The 17,564-nt window shown below is 49.7% G+C and carries 17 protein-coding genes; 7 read left to right on the top strand and 10 right to left on the bottom strand.

From position 1 onward, the window contains the following. Nucleotide 1 precedes the first annotated feature (1 nt). The 7 genes from aroC to tpiA form a co-directional block, all read right to left on the bottom strand. Complete coding sequence (gene aroC / locus P8P30_08370) at nt 2-1,075, bottom strand: chorismate synthase (protein MDG1287561.1); 1,074 nt, start codon at nt 1,073-1,075, stop codon at nt 2-4. A gap of 5 nt (nt 1,076-1,080) precedes the next feature. Continuing rightward, on the bottom strand, nt 1,081-1,908 hold the full coding sequence (gene fabI / locus P8P30_08365) for an enoyl-ACP reductase FabI (protein ID MDG1287560.1): 828 nt from the start codon (nt 1,906-1,908) through the stop codon (nt 1,081-1,083). 28 nt (nt 1,909-1,936) lie between these two features. Beyond that, nucleotides 1,937-2,419, bottom strand: a complete 483-nt coding sequence (locus tag P8P30_08360) for an RT0821/Lpp0805 family surface protein (protein MDG1287559.1) — start codon at nt 2,417-2,419, stop codon at nt 1,937-1,939. A 96-nt stretch (nt 2,420-2,515) separates the two neighbouring features. Next, complete coding sequence (locus P8P30_08355) at nt 2,516-2,941, bottom strand: hypothetical protein (GenBank protein MDG1287558.1); 426 nt, start codon at nt 2,939-2,941, stop codon at nt 2,516-2,518. Beyond that, nucleotides 2,942-4,597, bottom strand: coding sequence for a CTP synthase (locus P8P30_08350; GenBank protein ID MDG1287557.1), 1,656 nt, complete (start codon nt 4,595-4,597; stop codon nt 2,942-2,944). It lies immediately after the preceding gene. Beyond that, nucleotides 4,594-4,959, bottom strand: coding sequence for a preprotein translocase subunit SecG (gene secG / locus P8P30_08345; protein MDG1287556.1), 366 nt, complete (start codon nt 4,957-4,959; stop codon nt 4,594-4,596). Before secG ends, P8P30_08350 begins: the two co-directional genes overlap by 4 nt. A 15-nt stretch (nt 4,960-4,974) precedes the next feature. Continuing rightward, nucleotides 4,975-5,703 carry a triose-phosphate isomerase gene (tpiA, locus tag P8P30_08340; GenBank protein MDG1287555.1) on the bottom strand — a complete coding sequence of 243 codons (729 nt, stop codon included), beginning with the start codon at nt 5,701-5,703 and terminating at the stop codon, nt 4,975-4,977. 103 nt (nt 5,704-5,806) lie between these two features. On the opposite strand from tpiA, the gene P8P30_08335 reads away from it, so the two are divergent. From P8P30_08335 to P8P30_08305, 7 genes are read left to right on the top strand one after another with little or no spacing between them, the layout of a single operon-like run. After that, entirely contained in the window at nt 5,807-7,729 is a 1,923-nt protein-coding gene (locus P8P30_08335; GenBank protein MDG1287554.1) for a SurA N-terminal domain-containing protein, read from the top strand. 9 nt (nt 7,730-7,738) lie between these two features. Then, a complete protein-coding gene (gene trpE, locus P8P30_08330; protein ID MDG1287553.1) occupies nt 7,739-9,166 on the top strand; it encodes an anthranilate synthase component I in 1,428 nt (475 codons plus the stop codon). Then, nucleotides 9,163-9,747, top strand: a complete 585-nt coding sequence (locus P8P30_08325; protein MDG1287552.1) for an aminodeoxychorismate/anthranilate synthase component II — start codon at nt 9,163-9,165, stop codon at nt 9,745-9,747. The genes trpE and P8P30_08325 overlap by 4 nt, the downstream gene beginning before the upstream one ends. Then, nucleotides 9,744-10,790, top strand: coding sequence for an anthranilate phosphoribosyltransferase (gene trpD, locus P8P30_08320; GenBank protein MDG1287551.1), 1,047 nt, complete (start codon nt 9,744-9,746; stop codon nt 10,788-10,790). The genes P8P30_08325 and trpD overlap by 4 nt, the downstream gene beginning before the upstream one ends. Further along, nucleotides 10,774-11,583, top strand: a complete 810-nt coding sequence (trpC, locus tag P8P30_08315) for an indole-3-glycerol phosphate synthase TrpC (protein MDG1287550.1) — start codon at nt 10,774-10,776, stop codon at nt 11,581-11,583. Before trpD ends, trpC begins: the two co-directional genes overlap by 17 nt. A gap of 40 nt (nt 11,584-11,623) precedes the next feature. Then, nucleotides 11,624-13,012, top strand: coding sequence for a leucyl aminopeptidase family protein (locus P8P30_08310; GenBank protein MDG1287549.1), 1,389 nt, complete (start codon nt 11,624-11,626; stop codon nt 13,010-13,012). Nucleotides 13,013-13,021: 9 nt separating this feature from the next. Beyond that, nucleotides 13,022-13,834, top strand: a complete 813-nt coding sequence (locus P8P30_08305; GenBank protein MDG1287548.1) for a DUF4339 domain-containing protein — start codon at nt 13,022-13,024, stop codon at nt 13,832-13,834. Here the strand turns inward: P8P30_08305 and nagZ are convergent. Genes nagZ through argS form a run of 3 tightly spaced genes read right to left on the bottom strand, consistent with a single transcriptional unit; the run spans nt 13,831 to nt 17,492 of the window. Next, a complete protein-coding gene (gene nagZ / locus P8P30_08300) occupies nt 13,831-14,832 on the bottom strand; it encodes a beta-N-acetylhexosaminidase (protein ID MDG1287547.1) in 1,002 nt (333 codons plus the stop codon). The two genes, P8P30_08305 and nagZ, sit on opposite strands and share 4 nt — an antisense overlap. Nucleotides 14,833-14,847: 15 nt before the next feature. Next, a complete protein-coding gene (locus tag P8P30_08295; GenBank protein ID MDG1287546.1) occupies nt 14,848-15,741 on the bottom strand; it encodes an SPOR domain-containing protein in 894 nt (297 codons plus the stop codon). Further along, complete coding sequence (gene argS, locus P8P30_08290; protein ID MDG1287545.1) at nt 15,741-17,492, bottom strand: arginine--tRNA ligase; 1,752 nt, start codon at nt 17,490-17,492, stop codon at nt 15,741-15,743. Before argS ends, P8P30_08295 begins: the two co-directional genes overlap by 1 nt. Nucleotides 17,493-17,564: the final 72 nt, after the last annotated feature.

The raw sequence follows: 17,564 nt of genomic DNA, 5'->3' as shown, positions 1-17,564 counted from the left end.
GTTACTCTCCAAATTTTTGACGGGCTCGATGCATTAGCAAATGATCCGCTAAAACACAGGCCATCATTGCCTCACCAACGGGTACTGCACGAATTCCAACACATGGATCATGACGCCCCTTGGTTTGAATTTCGGATTCGTTGCCATTGGCATCAATTGTCTTTACCGGCGTTAGGATCGAACTTGTCGGTTTAATTGCAAAACGCACCACAATAGGCTGTCCGCTCGAAATTCCACCCAGAATACCACCCGCGTGATTACTCGTGAATTTAACTTCACCGTTTTCCATACGAATTTCATCTGCATTTTCTTCGCCTCGCAAGGTCGAAGAGGCGAAACCATCTCCAATTTCGACCCCCTTAACCGCATTGATACTCATCATTGCAGCTGCCAGTTCGGTATCCAGCTTTTTATAAACCGGTTCGCCTAATCCAACGGGCACATGATTGGCCTGCACTTCAATAATGGCCCCGATCGAACTACCTTGCTTGCGAATTGCTTTAAGTTCGTCTGCCCATTTCTCAGCCGTTTCGGCATGCGGGCAGAAAAAGTCATTCTGATTGACCTGCGCCCAGTCATAAGCCATTTCATCTACTTTATGGCTACCCATTTGCACCATTGCGCCGCGCACGGTTATATCGCCTAAAATCTTGCGCGCGATCGCTCCAGCAGCGACTCGCATCGCCGTTTCACGTGCCGAAGAACGCCCACCCCCGCGATAGTCACGGAAGCCATATTTCTCATCATACGTATAATCAGCATGTCCGGGGCGATAAAGATCTTTAATATCACCATAATCTTTCGATTTCTGATCTGTATTATGAATCATCAGGCTAATCGGATGCCCTGTGGTTTTACCTTCGAACACACCCGAAAGGATTGCTACTTCATCCACCTCTTTACGTTGCGTCGTATGTTTAGATTGTCCAGGACGGCGCTTATCAAGGTAAGGTTGAATATCAGCTTCCGATAGCTCAATTCCTGCTGGGCAGCCATCTACCACACAGCCGATCGCCTTACCATGAGATTCACCCCAAGAGGTGAAACGGAAGAGATTTCCGAATGAATTGAACATGGGCGCTAAAGTGCGCCGAGATCAGGCGCATCCGTACGCTTCATGCCCACAACGTGGTAACCACTATCAACATGCAGGTTTTCACCCGTTGTACCGGCACCAATATCCGATAATAGATAAAGCGCGGAACCACCCACATCAGGCAGCGTCGTATTACGGCCAAGTGGCGAGTTATATTCGTTCCATTTCAAGATATAACGGAAGTCACCAATGCCTGAAGCTGCCAATGTTTTCACCGGGCCGGCAGAAATAGAATTTACACGGATATTGAATTTACCAAGATCCATCGCCAAATAGCGAATAGAGGCTTCCAAAGCAGCTTTTGCCACACCCATCACGTTATAATGAGGGACTACACGCTCAGCTCCAAGATAGCTCAGGCTCACCATCGAGCCGCCATCCTTCATCAGCTTATAAGCACGGTTGGCCACCGCTGTGAATGAATAGCATGAGATATCGAGCGAGCGTAGGAAGTTGCCGCGCGAGGTATCAACATACATGCCCTTAAGTTCTTCTTTATCCGCAAAAGCAATGGCGTGAACCACAAAATCTAACGTGCCCCACTTCTCTTCCAATTCCGCGAATACGGCATCGATACTGTCTTCATCCGTCACATCGCAAGGCAACACGATATCGCTACCCACACTTGCAGCCAAAGGGCGAACACGTTTTTCAAGCGCTTCGCCTTGATAGGTAAAGGCGATTTCCGCGCCTTGCGCCGCGAGTTGTGAGGCAATACCCCACGCCAATGACTTATCGTTCGCCACGCCCATAATAACGCCACGTTTGCCCTTCATGAGCTCACCTTTTGGGTATTCTACCACATCTGACATGCTTTAACCTTTATAGCCTTAAATTAGATTAGCTTTGAATTCTCCAGCTACCGTCCACTTGACGGCAAGCCACACCATGACCTTCTTGCAAACGCCCACCGATTGTGACGGTTTGCGTGTATTCACGGCAATATTTACCTTCTGCGTTTTGGTGATAATTAGACGGCGTGACCGTACCTGTTACCCCCGAAGTTGGACTCTGCCATGGGAATAACTGGCCCGGTTGACCGACTTCCATCGCACGTTGAGACGCTTGATGATAATACCCTAAATCTGCATTACCAAGCGATTGACCAATCGAACGACCTAACGCCGCTCCCAGCAATGTACCCGTTGCTGTTGCAACGGTACTGCCGGTTCCATCACCGATTTGAGAACCAATTGCCGCGCCTGCTACGCCGCCAAGAATTCCGCCTAAATCACCTTTAGAGAGGGTAGGAAAACCGCCTCCATTTTGTTGACAGGCTGCCAAAAACAACATTGCCACCACGCCACTTATAATCTTTTTCACGATAACGTCTCCATACCTGCACTTAAACCTGCTGGCGTTGTATAAGCCAATTATCTTAGAAAATCAACGAAGAAGCGCGCAAAAATGAGAGACTTACTACTCTGTCCAGCAATCTGGATTGGCTAGAGTCGGCTCTACCGTCGAAATATCACGACCGTTAAAGCTGACACCACCGGTTTTCGCATTCACCGCCACTTCGCCCGTGCGCAATTCCATGCGATCTGTATTTAAATTAATCCGCTCATTAACATCCGTCACCTCGCCTCTACCCTTATCTAAATACGACTCAACCGGAATATCGAGCGGTAATTTCACTTGCGCGAAATCATCGGCGCTTAAGGCTGGCGGCACTTCATCCGCAGGGGCCACTGCATAACCAGAGGCCGTTTTACCGGCTTCATACTCTAAATTAGCCATCGGCTTATGATGCACTTTAGCCGGACATTTTGTACCCGCCGTGTAATCCGCCGCATAAGCGCTGAGCGCGGCAAAAATCACCAAACTAGTAAAAATAAAGCGCATTTACGCCGCCTTTTTCACTTCCTGACGATAAACCAAAGCCGCTTCAACAAAACTCGCAAAGAGCGGATGCGGCGCGAACGGACGAGATTTAAATTCAGGATGGAACTGCACTCCGACAAACCAAGGGTGGTCTGGCAGTTCGATAATTTCCGGCAATTGCCCACTTGGCGACATGCCTGAGAAAATCGCCCCTGCTTTTTCCAAATCCGCGCTATATTGGTTATTCACTTCATAGCGATGGCGATGCCGTTCGGAAATTTTATTTTCACCGTAAGCAGCATAGGCTTTTGTGCCTTGCGTAAGCATGCAATCGTAAGCACCCAAGCGCATTGTACCGCCGAGATCACTCTCATTGGTGCGACGCTCTTTAACACCACCACGCACCCATTCAGTCATCAAACCAACCAAAGGTCCGCGATCATCGATACCCTGATAGTCGCTAAATTCGCTAGAGCCACAAGTCTCTAACCCAACGACATTGCGGGTAATTTCAATTGTTGCCAATTGCATACCGAGGCAAATACCAAAATACGGGATTTTATTTTCGCGCGCATATTTAATCGCCGCAAGTTTACCGCTAATACCGCGATCACCAAAGCCGCCAGGCACAAGGATAGCGTCGATATTCGCAAACACTTCATCAAGATCGTTTTTCTCAAAACCCTTAGCATCGAGAATTTCGATATTCACTTGGGAGTGATGCGCCATGCCGGCATGATCAAGCGCTTCTGCGATTGATTTATACGCGTCACCGATACCCGTATATTTACCAATGATTGCGATATTAACTTCGTTTTCCGGATGATGGTTACGCTCAGACAGATCTTCCCACTGCTCTAAGTCAGGCGAAGCATCATAAGGCAGATTAAAGTGGCTAAGAACTCGACCATCCAAGCCTTCTGCATGGTAACGCAACGGCACTTCATAAATAGAGGATACATCGCGCGCTTCGATCACATTTTCTTCAGGCAAATTACAGAAAAGCGCAATCTTACGGCGATCCGAGGCTGGAACTTCACGGTCAGAGCGGCAGAGCAGAATATCTGGTGTAATACCAATCGAACGCAACTCTTTGACCGAGTGCTGTGTCGGTTTGGTTTTTAGCTCACCGGCCGCCGCAATATAAGGAATCAACGTGAGATGCATAAATAGGCACTTATCACGCCCCATTTCATAGCCTAATTGGCGAATTGCCTCGAAGAATGGCAGGCCTTCAATATCGCCCACGGTACCGCCGATTTCGCAAAGCACGAAATCTTCATCATGCGTATCATTCAGCACAAAATCTTTAATGAGGTCAGTCACATGCGGAATCACCTGAACCGTTCCACCGAGATAATCGCCGCGACGCTCTTTACTCAATAAGGTCGAATAAATACGCCCCGTTGTCACATTATCGGTCTTCTTCGCATCTACGCCGGTAAAGCGCTCATAATGACCTAAATCCAAATCGGTTTCGGCGCCATCTTCGGTCACGAATACTTCACCATGTTGCATCGGCGACATCGTACCGGGATCGACATTCAAATACGGATCAAGCTTGCGAAGGCGAACCTTATAACCACGCGCCTGCAATAATGCGCCGAGACTTGCGGAGGCTAAGCCCTTACCTAATGAAGAAACCACACCGCCTGTAATGAAGATATAACGCGTCATTCTGGTTTTGGAACCTCCGCAGGAGCTTTAGGTGCTTTTACTTTTTTCAACGTTTCCGTGATATCCGCCGGCACAGGAACCGAAATAGGAGCCACTTGCTCCTCCACCAATTTATCGGAGAGTGAGCGATCGCGCACATCTTGTTGCGTTAACCAGCTAAGTGCGAGGCTATTTAAGATAAAGATCGCAGCAAGAACCGCCGTGGTACGTGTTAGTAAATTCGCTTGCGCCCGACTCGTCATGACACCACCGCCACCGCCACCGAGACCGCCAAGGCCGTCGCTCTCACTACGTTGTATTAAAATAATCACAATCAGTGCCAATGTCACGATCACGTGTATGACCAATAAAACCAAATACATGCTTTTCTTTACCCTTTATTTTTCTGCTGCAGCGATAATGGCGATAAAGCTTTCAGATTTCAAGCTCGCTCCGCCCACTAATACACCATCAACATGTTCAATCTTCATTATTTCTTCTGCATTCTCCGGTTTTACCGAGCCACCATAGAGAATTTCCGTGCTTGTCGGCAACTGCCCAGCAATCAATTCATGTGTCGCACGAATCGTATCAATATCAGCCACTTTGCCCGTGCCAATCGCCCAAACTGGCTCATACGCTAGCAAAAAATCACTCGCTGTAAAGCTTTCAGGAACCGAACCCTTCACTTGCGCGGCTAGCACAAATTCAAACTCACCACCTTCGCGCTGCTCCAACGTTTCACCAATACAAATAACCGGAATTAAGCCTGCTGCCTTGGCCGCGATCGCTTTTTCTGCCACTGATGCATCCGCTTCGCCATGCCCAGCACGACGCTCTGAATGCCCAAGAATCACATATGTCGCGCCTATATTCGCTAACATCGGCGCACTAATATCGCCCGTATAAGCGCCTTCTTCTGCCGGACTGCAATCTTGTCCAGATACAGAAACCGGCGTACCCACCGTATGTTCCAGTATCTCTGATAGATGCAATGCAGGCGGCGCTAGCACGACTTTCGTCTGCTGCAAATCTGCTTCACCTACATAATAAGAAATTTCGGAGGCCAAAGAGGCGGCACTCGTTAATGTACCATGCATTTTCCAATTACCAATAACGGTCTGCATATTGTGCCCTTTTGTTTTGTGGCTTCTAACATATCATTTCGATGAGTTCTAGTCGCAATTTACCCTTTTCATCTACTCAGGCTTACACTACAACCAGCGCATTATGATGAGATCGATACAAAATTCCTCCAATGGCCTAGTGATGAAACTTATTCTGGGAGCCATTGCTGCCAGTTTTGCCCTCTGGGGCGTGGGCGACATGTTCCGCGGCGGCGTTAGCGGCGGATATGCCCTAAAAGCCGGCGATAAAGAAGTTTCGCTACAAGAATACCGTGATGAACTCACCCTACGTTACGGCGCCTTGCGTCAGGTGATGGGCGGGAATTTTACGCCAGAACTCGCGAATCGCCTCGGTATCGGCCAGCAAGTGATGAATGATTTGCAAACCGGTCTACTCGTCCAACTTGAAGCAGAATCGCTTGGTTTGAAGGTTCCTGAATCTGAAATTCTCAAATCTATGCGCAATACCGCAGCATTTCAAATGGGCGGAAACTTCAACAAAGACAGTTTCCAGCAAGCGCTCCGCCAAGCAGGTATTAGCGAAAAACGCTATATTGAATCGCTCAATAAAGAAACTTTGAGCAAATTACTCTTACAAAACTTCAGCAGTTACGTGCCAGATTTAACTGATACGGCCACGTTGCTTTACCGTCTGCGCAACGAAAAACGCGATGTCACCTTCTATCGCTTTACTCAAAAAGTGAATGTCAGCGAACTCCCCACTCCAGATGATCGCGCATTAGAAGATTACCACAAGGCTTACGGCGAACAATTCCGCAAGCCTGAATATCGCAAACTAGCGTGGGTCACCTTGAGTAAAGACAAAATTGCTAAAGGCCTCAGCATTGATGACGAAACCCTCATGCAGCTTTACGATGATAAAAAAGATAGCCTCACTACACCGGAACGACGCGAAGTGAGCCAACTGCTTTACGAAACAGAAGAGACAGCACAAAACGCACTCGCGCTGCTGCGCCAAGGCCAAAGCTTTGCCGAAGTGATCCAAGAACATGCGCCTGAAAATGAGATGTTATCTCTGGGTGTAATCACGAGCGATGGCTTACCCGAAGCCGCACGCGGTGCTGTGCTTGCACTTAAAGCGAGCGAATCAACCTCGCCCATCGAAACGGATTTCGGCTGGCATATTTTCCGTGTGGAAAACATTATTGAACAAACCGTCCCAAGCTTTGAATCGGTTCGCGATGATCTCTCTAAAGAGTGGTTCGCGGCCGAGCTTGAAGATGCAATTTATGATGTCACTGTCGAGATCGAAGACAGCCTAGCGGCAAATATTCCACTGGAAGAAACCACCAAAGAACTGGGCCTCACTACGCAAAGCAGTGAGTGGGTCAATGCGAACGGGTTGAACCTTGAAGGCAAAAAAGTGGCGCTACCTAAGCAACCGAGTTCCCTACTTTCAGCAGGCTTCAAACTGCAAGATGAAACCGATAGCTCACTCATCGATAACGGCACAGGCGATTACGTGCTCGTCGCCATGGAAGACCTTAAAGGCTCTTACATTCCCGTCGTTTCAGATTTAGACGATACGGTTAAAAAAGCTTGGACAGCGAAACAACTGCGTGATGCACAGCGCGAAAAATCGATGACTCTCGCCGCAGCCGTCATAAAAGATAGCAGCAAGCTAAAGAGCGATTTATTCCGCCCGCTCAAAGGCAAAAACGTGCAGCGCTCTGGCGATCTACCAAACGCTGTTAGCAACGCCTTTACCGAACTGCCACCAGGCTTACGCCAAGATATTTTCACCAAGCCTGTCAGCGGTATCACCGATGCTTATCTGGTCGATAGCAAAAAAGGCACTTATGTACTGGCGAAAGTCAATCGCATTGCAAGCCTGTCTGACGATGCGGCTGGCAACGGATCAGCAAAAGCAGAAATCGAGAAAATTGTCGCGGAGTTGAACAAGCAATATGGCGAAGATGTGCTGTCACTTTACCTACAACACCTCGCTCGTAAATATCCGGTCGACATCAATGAACGAGCGATTGCACAGCTCTCTACCCGCTAGACGCCATCTATGAGCCAGCCACAACTTCTTACGCGTCAATTGGTGGCTGATGGCCTTTCTGCCGTCAGTATTTTCCATCAACTGCTCGCCGATCAACGCTATGCTTTCCTACTAGAATCCGTCACCGGCGGCGATACGCGCGGGCGCTATAGCATCATCGCCCTCGACCCCGACCTCATCTGGCGCTGCAAAGATGGCTATGCCGAAATCGAAACCAAAAACGGGATCACACCTTGTGACGACAAACCGCTCGAATCACTCGAAGCACTGATCGCACAGCATCAAATGGATATTCCTGAGGGACTCCCTCCCATGCTCGCAGGCCTCATCGGCATGATGGGCTATGAGATGGTGCGCGAAGTGGAAGATCTTCCTTCCGATAAAGAAGGGCCGAGCGGCCTGCCCGATGGCTGCTTCATGCGCCCGCAAATGACCCTCGTATTGGATAATGCGAATGATACGCTCACCCTCGCCACCCCTATCTGGAATAACGACACCCTAAGCGAGGGCGAAGCGCGATTGGATGCTCAAGTCGCGCAGCTACAAAGCATTACCCCCCTGCCTCCTGTCGATAGCAAAGCCACGACAAGCGAAGTCACCTACGATACGAATATGACGCGTGAAGGTTATATACAGGTCGTCGAAACGGCCAAGGAACATATCCGCGCCGGCGAGATTTTCCAGATCGTGCCTAGCATGCGCTTTACGGCGGAATTCCCACGCCAACCGCTGGCCTTTTACCGCGCCTTGCGACACCTCAACCCCTCGCCCTATATGTTCTATCTGAAGCTAGACGAAGCAACCATTATCGGCGCAAGTCCTGAGATTCTCGTGCGTTCGCGCGATGGACAAGTGACCATTCGCCCGCTCGCCGGCACCCGCAAACGCGGTGCAACGCAGGCCGAAGATATCGCACTCGAACAAGAACTCCTCAACGATACGAAAGAAATGGCCGAACATCTGATGCTCCTCGACCTAGGCCGCAATGATGCAGGCCGCGTGACCAAAGGTGGCAGTGTAAAAGTCACCGAACGCATGACGGTCGAACGCTATAGCCATGTGATGCATATCGTCTCCAACGTCGTAGGTGAATTAGCCGAAGATAAAAACTCAATGCAGGCACTCATGGCCGGTTTCCCCGCCGGAACCGTCACCGGAGCACCCAAGATTCGCGCAATGGAAATCCTCGATGAATTAGAGCCAGAGCGTCGTGGATTTTACGGGGGATGCGTCGGATATTTCTCCACCCAAGGCGAAATGGATAGCTGCATTACCTTACGCACCGCCCTCATCAAAGATGGCAAACTGCACCTGCAAGCGGGCGCTGGCGTTGTTGCCGATTCCAACCCTGAATCTGAATATGAAGAGGTCTGCAACAAAGCACGCGCCCTCATGCGCGCTGCAGAACTCACTCCGCATTTTGAGGTAAACTCATGACCAAACTTCTCCTCATCGATAATTACGATAGCTTCACCTATAACCTTCTGCATTACTTTGCCGAGCTGGGTGCCGATGTTGAAGTCATCCGCAATGACGCCGTGAGTGCTGAACAAGTACTCACCAGCCGTGCTGAAGGTATCGTTATTTCCCCCGGCCCAAGCAATCCGGATAATGCAGGTATTTGCTTGGACGTCATCAAACAGAATGCGGAACGCGAACACACCATCCCCCTACTTGGCGTATGCCTTGGGCATCAAGCCATTGGCCAAGCTTTCGGCGGAAAAATTATCCGCACGGCGCCAATGCATGGCAAAACCAGCCCGATTCAACATGGAAATACCGGACTTTTCGCCGACCTAAAGAACCCACTGGAAGTCACGCGCTATCATTCCCTCATCGTTGAGCGCGCGAGCCTGCCAGACTCTCTGCACATCACCGCGCAAACCGTTGATGGCATCATTATGGGGCTGCAACATCGCACCCTTCCCTTCCACGGCGTGCAGTTCCATCCTGAAAGTATCGCTTCTCAGCAAGGCCATGAGCTGCTCGATAACTTCTTGAAGGCGGTAAAATCATGATGCCGACTCCCTTCAAAGATTTCATCAATCAAGCCGTCGCCGGCGAAGATCTAGACACAGAGCAAGCAAGCCGCGCCTTCCAAATTATGATGAGTGGCGGCGCCACGCCCGCACAAATGGCAGGCCTACTGGTTGCTTTACGCATTAAAGGCGAAAGCGTTTCCGAGATTACCGGTGCGGCCAAAGCCATGCGCCACAAAGCCTTAGCCTTTGATGCACCGGATGGCGCCATCGACACATGCGGTACGGGCGGCGACGCGACGGGCACCTATAATATCTCCACGGCAACGGCTATTGTCACCGCCGCATGCGGCGTTCCTGTCGTCAAACATGGCAATCGCTCCGTCTCTTCCCAATCCGGTTCTGCCGATATTATGAAAGAGCTGAATGTCAATCTGCTCGCCTCAGCCCAAACGATGCAACAGGCGCTCATGCAATGCAATCTCTGCTTTTTAATGGCTCCCGCTTATCATAAAGCGACACGCCATGTAGCCCCCGTGCGGCAAGAACTCGGCATACGTACCTTGTTCAACCTTCTCGGCCCGCTTTCCAATCCGGGCAGTGTTAAACGCCAGTTAATGGGTGTCTATAGTGCGGACTTACTGGTACCACTCGTCGAAGTCTTGCGCGAACTTGGATGTGAACATGCATGGGTCGTGCATGGGGATGGTGGGCTGGATGAAATTAGCCTCACCGGCCCCACACAAGCAGCCATTTTGAAAGATGGCGAAATCACGCTGAACGAAATCACCCCCGAAGAAGCAGGGCTAGAGCTTTGCGAGATGCGTGATCTCAAAGGCGGCAATGCTGCGCAAAATGCCAAAGCATTAGAACATGTGCTCGCGGGCAGCCCGTCCGCTTACCGCAACATCGTTTGCCTCAATACCGCAGCCTCTCTCATGATCGCAGGCAAAACAAATAATTTGCGTGATGGCGTTGCAATTGCAGCAGAAGCCATTGATAATGGGGGTGCCCGTCACGTACTGAATCAATTAGTCGAAATCACCAATCAGGAAGTCCTGCCTCATGATGCAAATGGATAATGTTCTCAAGCGAATTTGCGACGATAAAGAAATTCATATCGCGCGCCGTCAGGAAATGCTTCCTCTGGCACGCGTGAAAGAAATCATTACAGAGAATGATGATTTTCCTCGCCCCTTCCTCGGCCGCATCAAAAACGCGGTTGATAAAAAACAAACTGCGCTGATTGCTGAAATCAAAAAATCTTCGCCAAGTCGCGGTACCATCCGTGAGGATTTTGACCCTGCCAGCCTTGCCCTAGCTTATCAAGAAGGCGGAGCTTGCTGCCTTTCCATCCTGACCGATATCAATTATTTTGGCGGAAAAGATGATTATATTAAAGACGTTAAAAGCTTTTGCTCCCTTCCTATTTTACGCAAAGACTTTATCCTAAATCCTTACCAAATCTATGAAAGCCGTGCGATTGGCGCAGATGCGATTTTGCTTATTAAATCCATTCTTTCGACTGCGCAGATCAACCAATTTGCCGCGATTGCCGATCAATTGAAAATGGCCGTGCTCCTCGAAGTGCATAATGAAAAAGAGATGGAAGAAGCGCTTAAAACTGACATTCCACTCATTGGCATCAATAACAGGGACCTGAAAACATTTAAAGTTTCGCTCAACACCACGCTTGAGCTTGCCCCTAAATTACGCAAAAAGAAAAAAATCGTTGTGTGCGAAAGCGGCATCAAGACCAATGCCGACATCCAGAGAATCTCTAAAGCGACCAAAACCTATAGCTTTCTCGTAGGTGAGTCTTTGATGCGCGAGAAGGATGTTGAAACCGCGACCCGGAAACTCTTACGCGGGTAAATAAATTGAGATTCCCCTTATAGCCCGCTATAAAGTGGATATGCTTAACTTTATTTCCCAGCGTGCAACGCGCAAAACCGATATTCCTGTGATTCCTGTGACCGTGAAGAGCTACGCTAAGTGGCTCAAAACACGTTCCAAGCGCGAACAGAACCTCCTCAAAACCTGTACATTTAAACCTGAGAAAGGCGAATATTCCCTTCTCACCGCGGAGGATGGCACCCTCGCTCTCGTGCTGATTGGTATTGAGAATAAGGAAGATATTTGGAGCTGGGCGGCTCTGCCTTCCAAGCTTTCGGATCAACATAGCTACTCTATCGACGAGTCAGTTGAAAAGATCAGCCTCCACCATGCCGTACTTGGCTGGAAACTCGGCAGTTATAAATATGATAATTACACAAAAAAACCGACGGAGTTTCCAACCCTCATCATTCCCGCCAAGGCCGATACGGCACTCGCACAAGAAATGGCGAGTTCTATTTGCCTGACGCGTGACCTGATCAACGCTCCCACTAACGATATGGGACCAAGCGAGCTCGCCGCTGAAATCAAAAAAATTAGCAAAGAATGCAAAGCCAAATACAGCGAAATTATTGGCGATGACCTGTTAAAGAAAAACTATCCAACCATCCATGCAGTCGGCCGCGCCTGCGACGATGCTCCACGCTTATTGGAGCTACGTTGGGGCAATAAAAAGCACCCGAAACTCACGCTGGTCGGTAAAGGCGTCTGCTTCGACACAGGTGGCCTGAACATTAAAGGCGGAAAAAGCATGGGCATGATGAAAAAAGATATGGGCGGGGCTGGCTTTATGCTTGGCCTCGCACGGCTCATCATGAAAATGGAGCTACAGGTGAATCTACGCCTCCTCATTCCGGCGGTTGAAAATAGCATCAGCGCCAATGCCTACCGCCCACAAGATGTACTCACCACCCGCAAAGGCATCACGGTTGAAATCAGTAACACCGATGCAGAAGGCCGCTTGATTCTGTGCGATGCGCTGGCAGAAGCCGATACAGAAACTCCCGATCTACTGATCGATGCGGCCACTCTCACCGGAGCAGCTCGTGTTGCTACCGGTACTGATATCCCTGTCTTTTTCAGTACCGATGATAAGCTCACCACGCAAATCAACAAACACGCCAAATCGAGCGGTGAAATGCTGTGGCAGCTCCCGTTATGGGACGGCTATCGCTACCTGCTCGATAGCGACATTGCCGATATCGACCATTCTGCCAGCACCGGCTATGCAGGCGCGATCACGGCGGCGCTCTTCCTAAAAGAATTTGTGACGGAGACCAAAAACTGGATGCATATTGATATGATGGCCTGGAACACACGCAACCTCCCTGGCCGCCCACGCGGTGGCGAGGCTCAAGGCATGCGCGTTCTTTATTCGCTACTTGAAGCACGCTACGGCACAGCGTAAGATCAGTTTATGGGATTTTACATTAAATACGAAACGCATCAGGACGGGCCATTCGACCTCGTCACGATGATTCGTAAAATCCGTAAAGGTCTCATCCCTTCTGATACGCTAGTGATGGAGGAGACAGAGGATAATGCACAGCCAGCGCGCCTTCACCCCCAGCTGAATAGCTTCTACCGCGAACTAGAAGACGATTATGTGAGCGACGAAGCAGCCACCATGGTCGAACATCTCAACTTCGGTGCTATCATCGCCTATGGCTGGGATTTCTTTACCAACAACCTCATTGCAGGCATGCTTTCTGGTCTGTTCATCTTCGCCACCCTTTGCTACGGCCTCATCATCTTGATAGCGGCTCAGGGATCATTCTTGCCCTCTATTCTCTTAATTGCCATTGCGGCGGTTTTCTTCCTTTGTGGCTTTATCTTTTTATTGCAACGCTTACAGCGGCAACTCCCTTTCTCGCTTCATTCGGTGCGAAACTTCTACCGCGATAACTGGACTAATCTCATCTTATTCAGTTTGGCTTTCTCGATCATCCACGTGGCGGCACTTTCGCTTCTGATCATTCCAGGCGTCATCCTCCTCGCTCGTTCGGCGTTCGCACCCATCCTTGTGGTTGAGAAGAACTATCATTTCTGGCACGCGATTGAAGCCAGCAACCGTACCGTCACAAATCATGGCACGAAGCTATATTCCACCCTGCTCGCTTTGGTCGGCATTAATTTAATAGCGGCGATCTTTATCTTCCCGCTACTCATCACCCTGCCCATCACGTTCGCAGGGGTGTTAGAACTCTATAATCAATTAGATTTCAGCTAGGCCGCTAAAATTCCGGCCAATTCATCACGGATATCAACAAGCTCAACCTTATCATGGTACTGAGACTTCTGCGCCAGCTCCTGCCACGCTCGATCCATACGCTGGCTCGCCTTATCAGTGAGCTCGCCCGTACCTTCAGCAATCGCCACCATTTCATCCATCTTACCATTACAATGCAGCACAGCATCACAGCCCGCCGCAAGTGCTTTCTCTGCACGTTCACGATAGGTTCCAGTCAGTGCTTTCATAGAGAAATCATCCGACATTAGGAAGCCGTCAAAGCCAATCTTCTCACGGATATAACTTATGACCTTAGGGGAGAAGGTCGAAAGCACTTCTCCATCAAGGGCAGTGTAGATAATATGCGCCGTCATCCCGAGCGGAATATCAGACAGTTCGCGAAACGGAATAAAATCAGAAACTTCCAGTTCCGCCAATGACGCATCAACCACGGGCAAGCTTTCATGACTATCAACCATCGCGCGGCCATGTCCGGGAATATGTTTCAGCGTTGGCAGAACACCGCCTGCCATCAAGCCTTCTGCATGCTGACGAGCCAGTTTTGTCACTTTCTCAACCGTATCGCCAAAAGCGCGATCGCCAATAATATCATGACTACCCGGCACCGGCACATCACCTATAGGAGTGCAATTAATCGTAATTCCTACATCGGCCAATTGCTGCGCAATCACGCGCCCTTGGAGGTACATTGCACGTTCTGGGTTTTGACTTGCTGCAAAGGTCGCGGCAGGCGGCAAGGCCTCCCACGCGGGTGGACTTAAACGAGTCACACGACCACCCTCTTGATCAATCAAAATAGGCAGCTGATCTTTACCGGTTAACTCACGCAATGAATCAGTCAATGCGCGTACCTGATCTGGATTTTCGCAATTACGCTTAAATAAGATAAAACCAAGCGGATCTGCTTCCTTGAAAAAGCTAATTTCCTCCGGCTTCAGTACAGTCCCTTCAAACCCATAAAATGCAGCTTGTGTCATAGGTCGCCCCTTTAGTTATTTTTTAACAGGAAAACACGCTTGGTTGCGCGCCTTCAGCATCACGCAAAGGGCATCCGCTTTTGCCCGATCCGCAAAAGGATAAGCCTGAATACGGTAATACATTTTACCTTTCACTTCTGCCGACTCCACATGTGCTTTCTTACTGCCTAACAACGAGCTATTGCGAGATTTAATCTTGCCCCAGCTTTTCAACGCTTCAGAGCGGCTGCCAAATGCACCTAATTGCAAACGATGACTCGTCAGCACGGCGGGCTTGTTCGAAACTTCTTTTTTCTTCACAACCGCTGCTGGCTTTGGTTTTGGCTTTTTAATCACAACCGGTTTAACGATTTCTGCGATCACTTGCTTGGCTGCTTTCTTAGACACAACGACCACTTCAGGTGCTGCTACCGGAGCCGGAGTATCTGGGGTCGTAATAATTTCTGGGACCACGGCTTGCGTCGCATCTTTCGCAATCTCTTCCATCTTACGGCGTTCTGCATCCGTCAAACCAATCGGTTCACTCGACACCACATCTTCTTTGTTAACCCAACCTTCAGCGCCGGCTTGCGCACGGGGTGCTGGGCGCTCGGGCTGAGGTAAAATTTGTTCAACATCCATGTCTTCTGCATTACCAGAACCGAGTTGATAAACTTGGCGCTCTGTATCGGGGAACTGCCATCCGCTTTCGCCTTCAGGCGCGATACGAACATCGCCTTCTTGGGCGTAAATGGTTTCGATTTCGCCGCCCTCAACACCCTCATCCTGATAGGCATACCATGCAAGTGCGATAAAGGCTGCTACCGCCAGAAAGGCGACTCCGAGCGACATTAAGCTCAAGAGACTTCCGCCTACTTCTTCGTCAAAATAATCCGTTTCCAGATCGTCATAAGATGATTTTCTAACCATTAGCGCATTTCCTCTTTTGCTTCGACGCCCAGTACATTCAAGCCGCTTGCAATGACATTCGCCACTGCTTCAACCAATATGATCCGAGCTGCCGAGAGTTTTTCATTAGACGTTAAAAAACGCAAGTTTTCATTTTCATTTCCGAGATTCCAGAAGCCATGAAATTCCGCCGCCATCTCCTGCAGATAGAATGCAATACGGTGCGGCTCAGACGATACCGCTGCCTGCTCCACCAAGACCGGCCAGTAGGCCATCTTTCTAATCAGCGCTAATTCGGCTTTATCCGTCAGCACCGACAAAAGATCATCACTACCTTTTTGTGACAGCGCATAAGCCTCTGGATTTTGCTCTTGTGCCATCCGCAAAACCGACCGGCAACGCGCATGGGCATACTGAACATAAAAGACAGGATTATCACGAGATTGCTCGACCGCTTTATCCATATCAAAGTCAAGCATCGCATCATTTTTACGCGTTAACATAATGAAACGTAAGGCATCCCTACCTACTTCTTCTACCACTTCACGCACGGTAATAAAGCTACCTGAACGTTTTGACATCTGCACCGGCTCGCCACCACGCATGAATCTCACCATCTGACAAAGCTTCACGCTGATGGTCGAACGCCCTCCGGATAGTGCATCCACTGCCGCCGAAATACGCTTCACATACCCCCCATGATCCGCACCAAAAATATCGATAAGAATATCATGACCGCGTTGAATTTTATCATAATGGTAAGCAATATCCGGCGCGAAATACGTCCAACTGCCATCCGATTTTTTGAGCGCCCGATCCACATCATCGCCAAATTTAGTCGATTTAAACAAAGTTTGCGGGCGCGGTTCCCAATCATCCGGCTCTTTACCTTTGGGCGCTTCTAAAACACCCACATAAACCAAATCCTCATCTTTCAAACGCTGGAGCACTTCTTCAACCTTGCCGGCATCGGAAATCGCCTTCTCAGACGAGAACACATCCTGCTTAATATTAAGCAGCGCTAAATCCGCACGGATCAAATCGAGCATCTTCTCGACCGAGATACGCTTCACCTTTGGCATCCACTTCTCTTCCGGCTCCGTCAGCAATCTATCGCCAAACTGCTCGGCGAGCTCTTGCCCAACGGGAATCACATAATCTCCCGGATAGAACCCTTCCGGAATGTCACCAATCTCTTCACCTAGCGCCTCGCGATAGCGCAAATGCGCCGAACGAGCGAGCGTATCAATCTGGCTACCCGCATCATTGACATAATATTCACGGGTGACTTCATAACCGGCTTTTTGCATCAAACCAGCGAGCGCATCGCCCACCACCGCGCCACGCGCATGGCCAATATGCAGTGGCCCGGTTGGATTGGCCGAGACATACTCAACATTCACTTTTTTGCCAACACCCAGCGCCGAATCCCCATACTCCAAACCTTGCGAAAGAATCGCCGGCAGAAGTTGCTGCCAAAAGCTCGGCGCAAAACGGAGGTTAATAAAGCCCGGCCCAGCGATCTCCACCGCCTCGCAGCCCTCAATTTTCTCGATCTTAGTTTTCAGCTGCTCTGCAATCGCCCGCGGATTACTGCCCGTGGGCTTTGCTAGCACCATCGCGGCATTGGTCGCCACATCGCCATGATCAGGATTACGTGGAAGCTCCACCGTAACCGCCTCAATTGGCAGGCCCGCAGGCCATTCATTTTCAACCGCCAGAACCGTCACGGCCTCGCGCACTTGCTGTTGTAATTGCTGGAATAAATTCATGGAATGGGAATAAGGCGTAAGCGAGTGAGGGGCAAGGGGTTATTTCCCTTTCATTTGCGCGCTCGTGCTCAA

Source organism: Rickettsiales bacterium (assembly GCA_029252805.1).
Lineage (GTDB): Bacteria > Pseudomonadota > Alphaproteobacteria > Rickettsiales > JALZUV01 > JALZUV01.
This window is presented reverse-complemented; position numbering and strand designations above follow the sequence as displayed.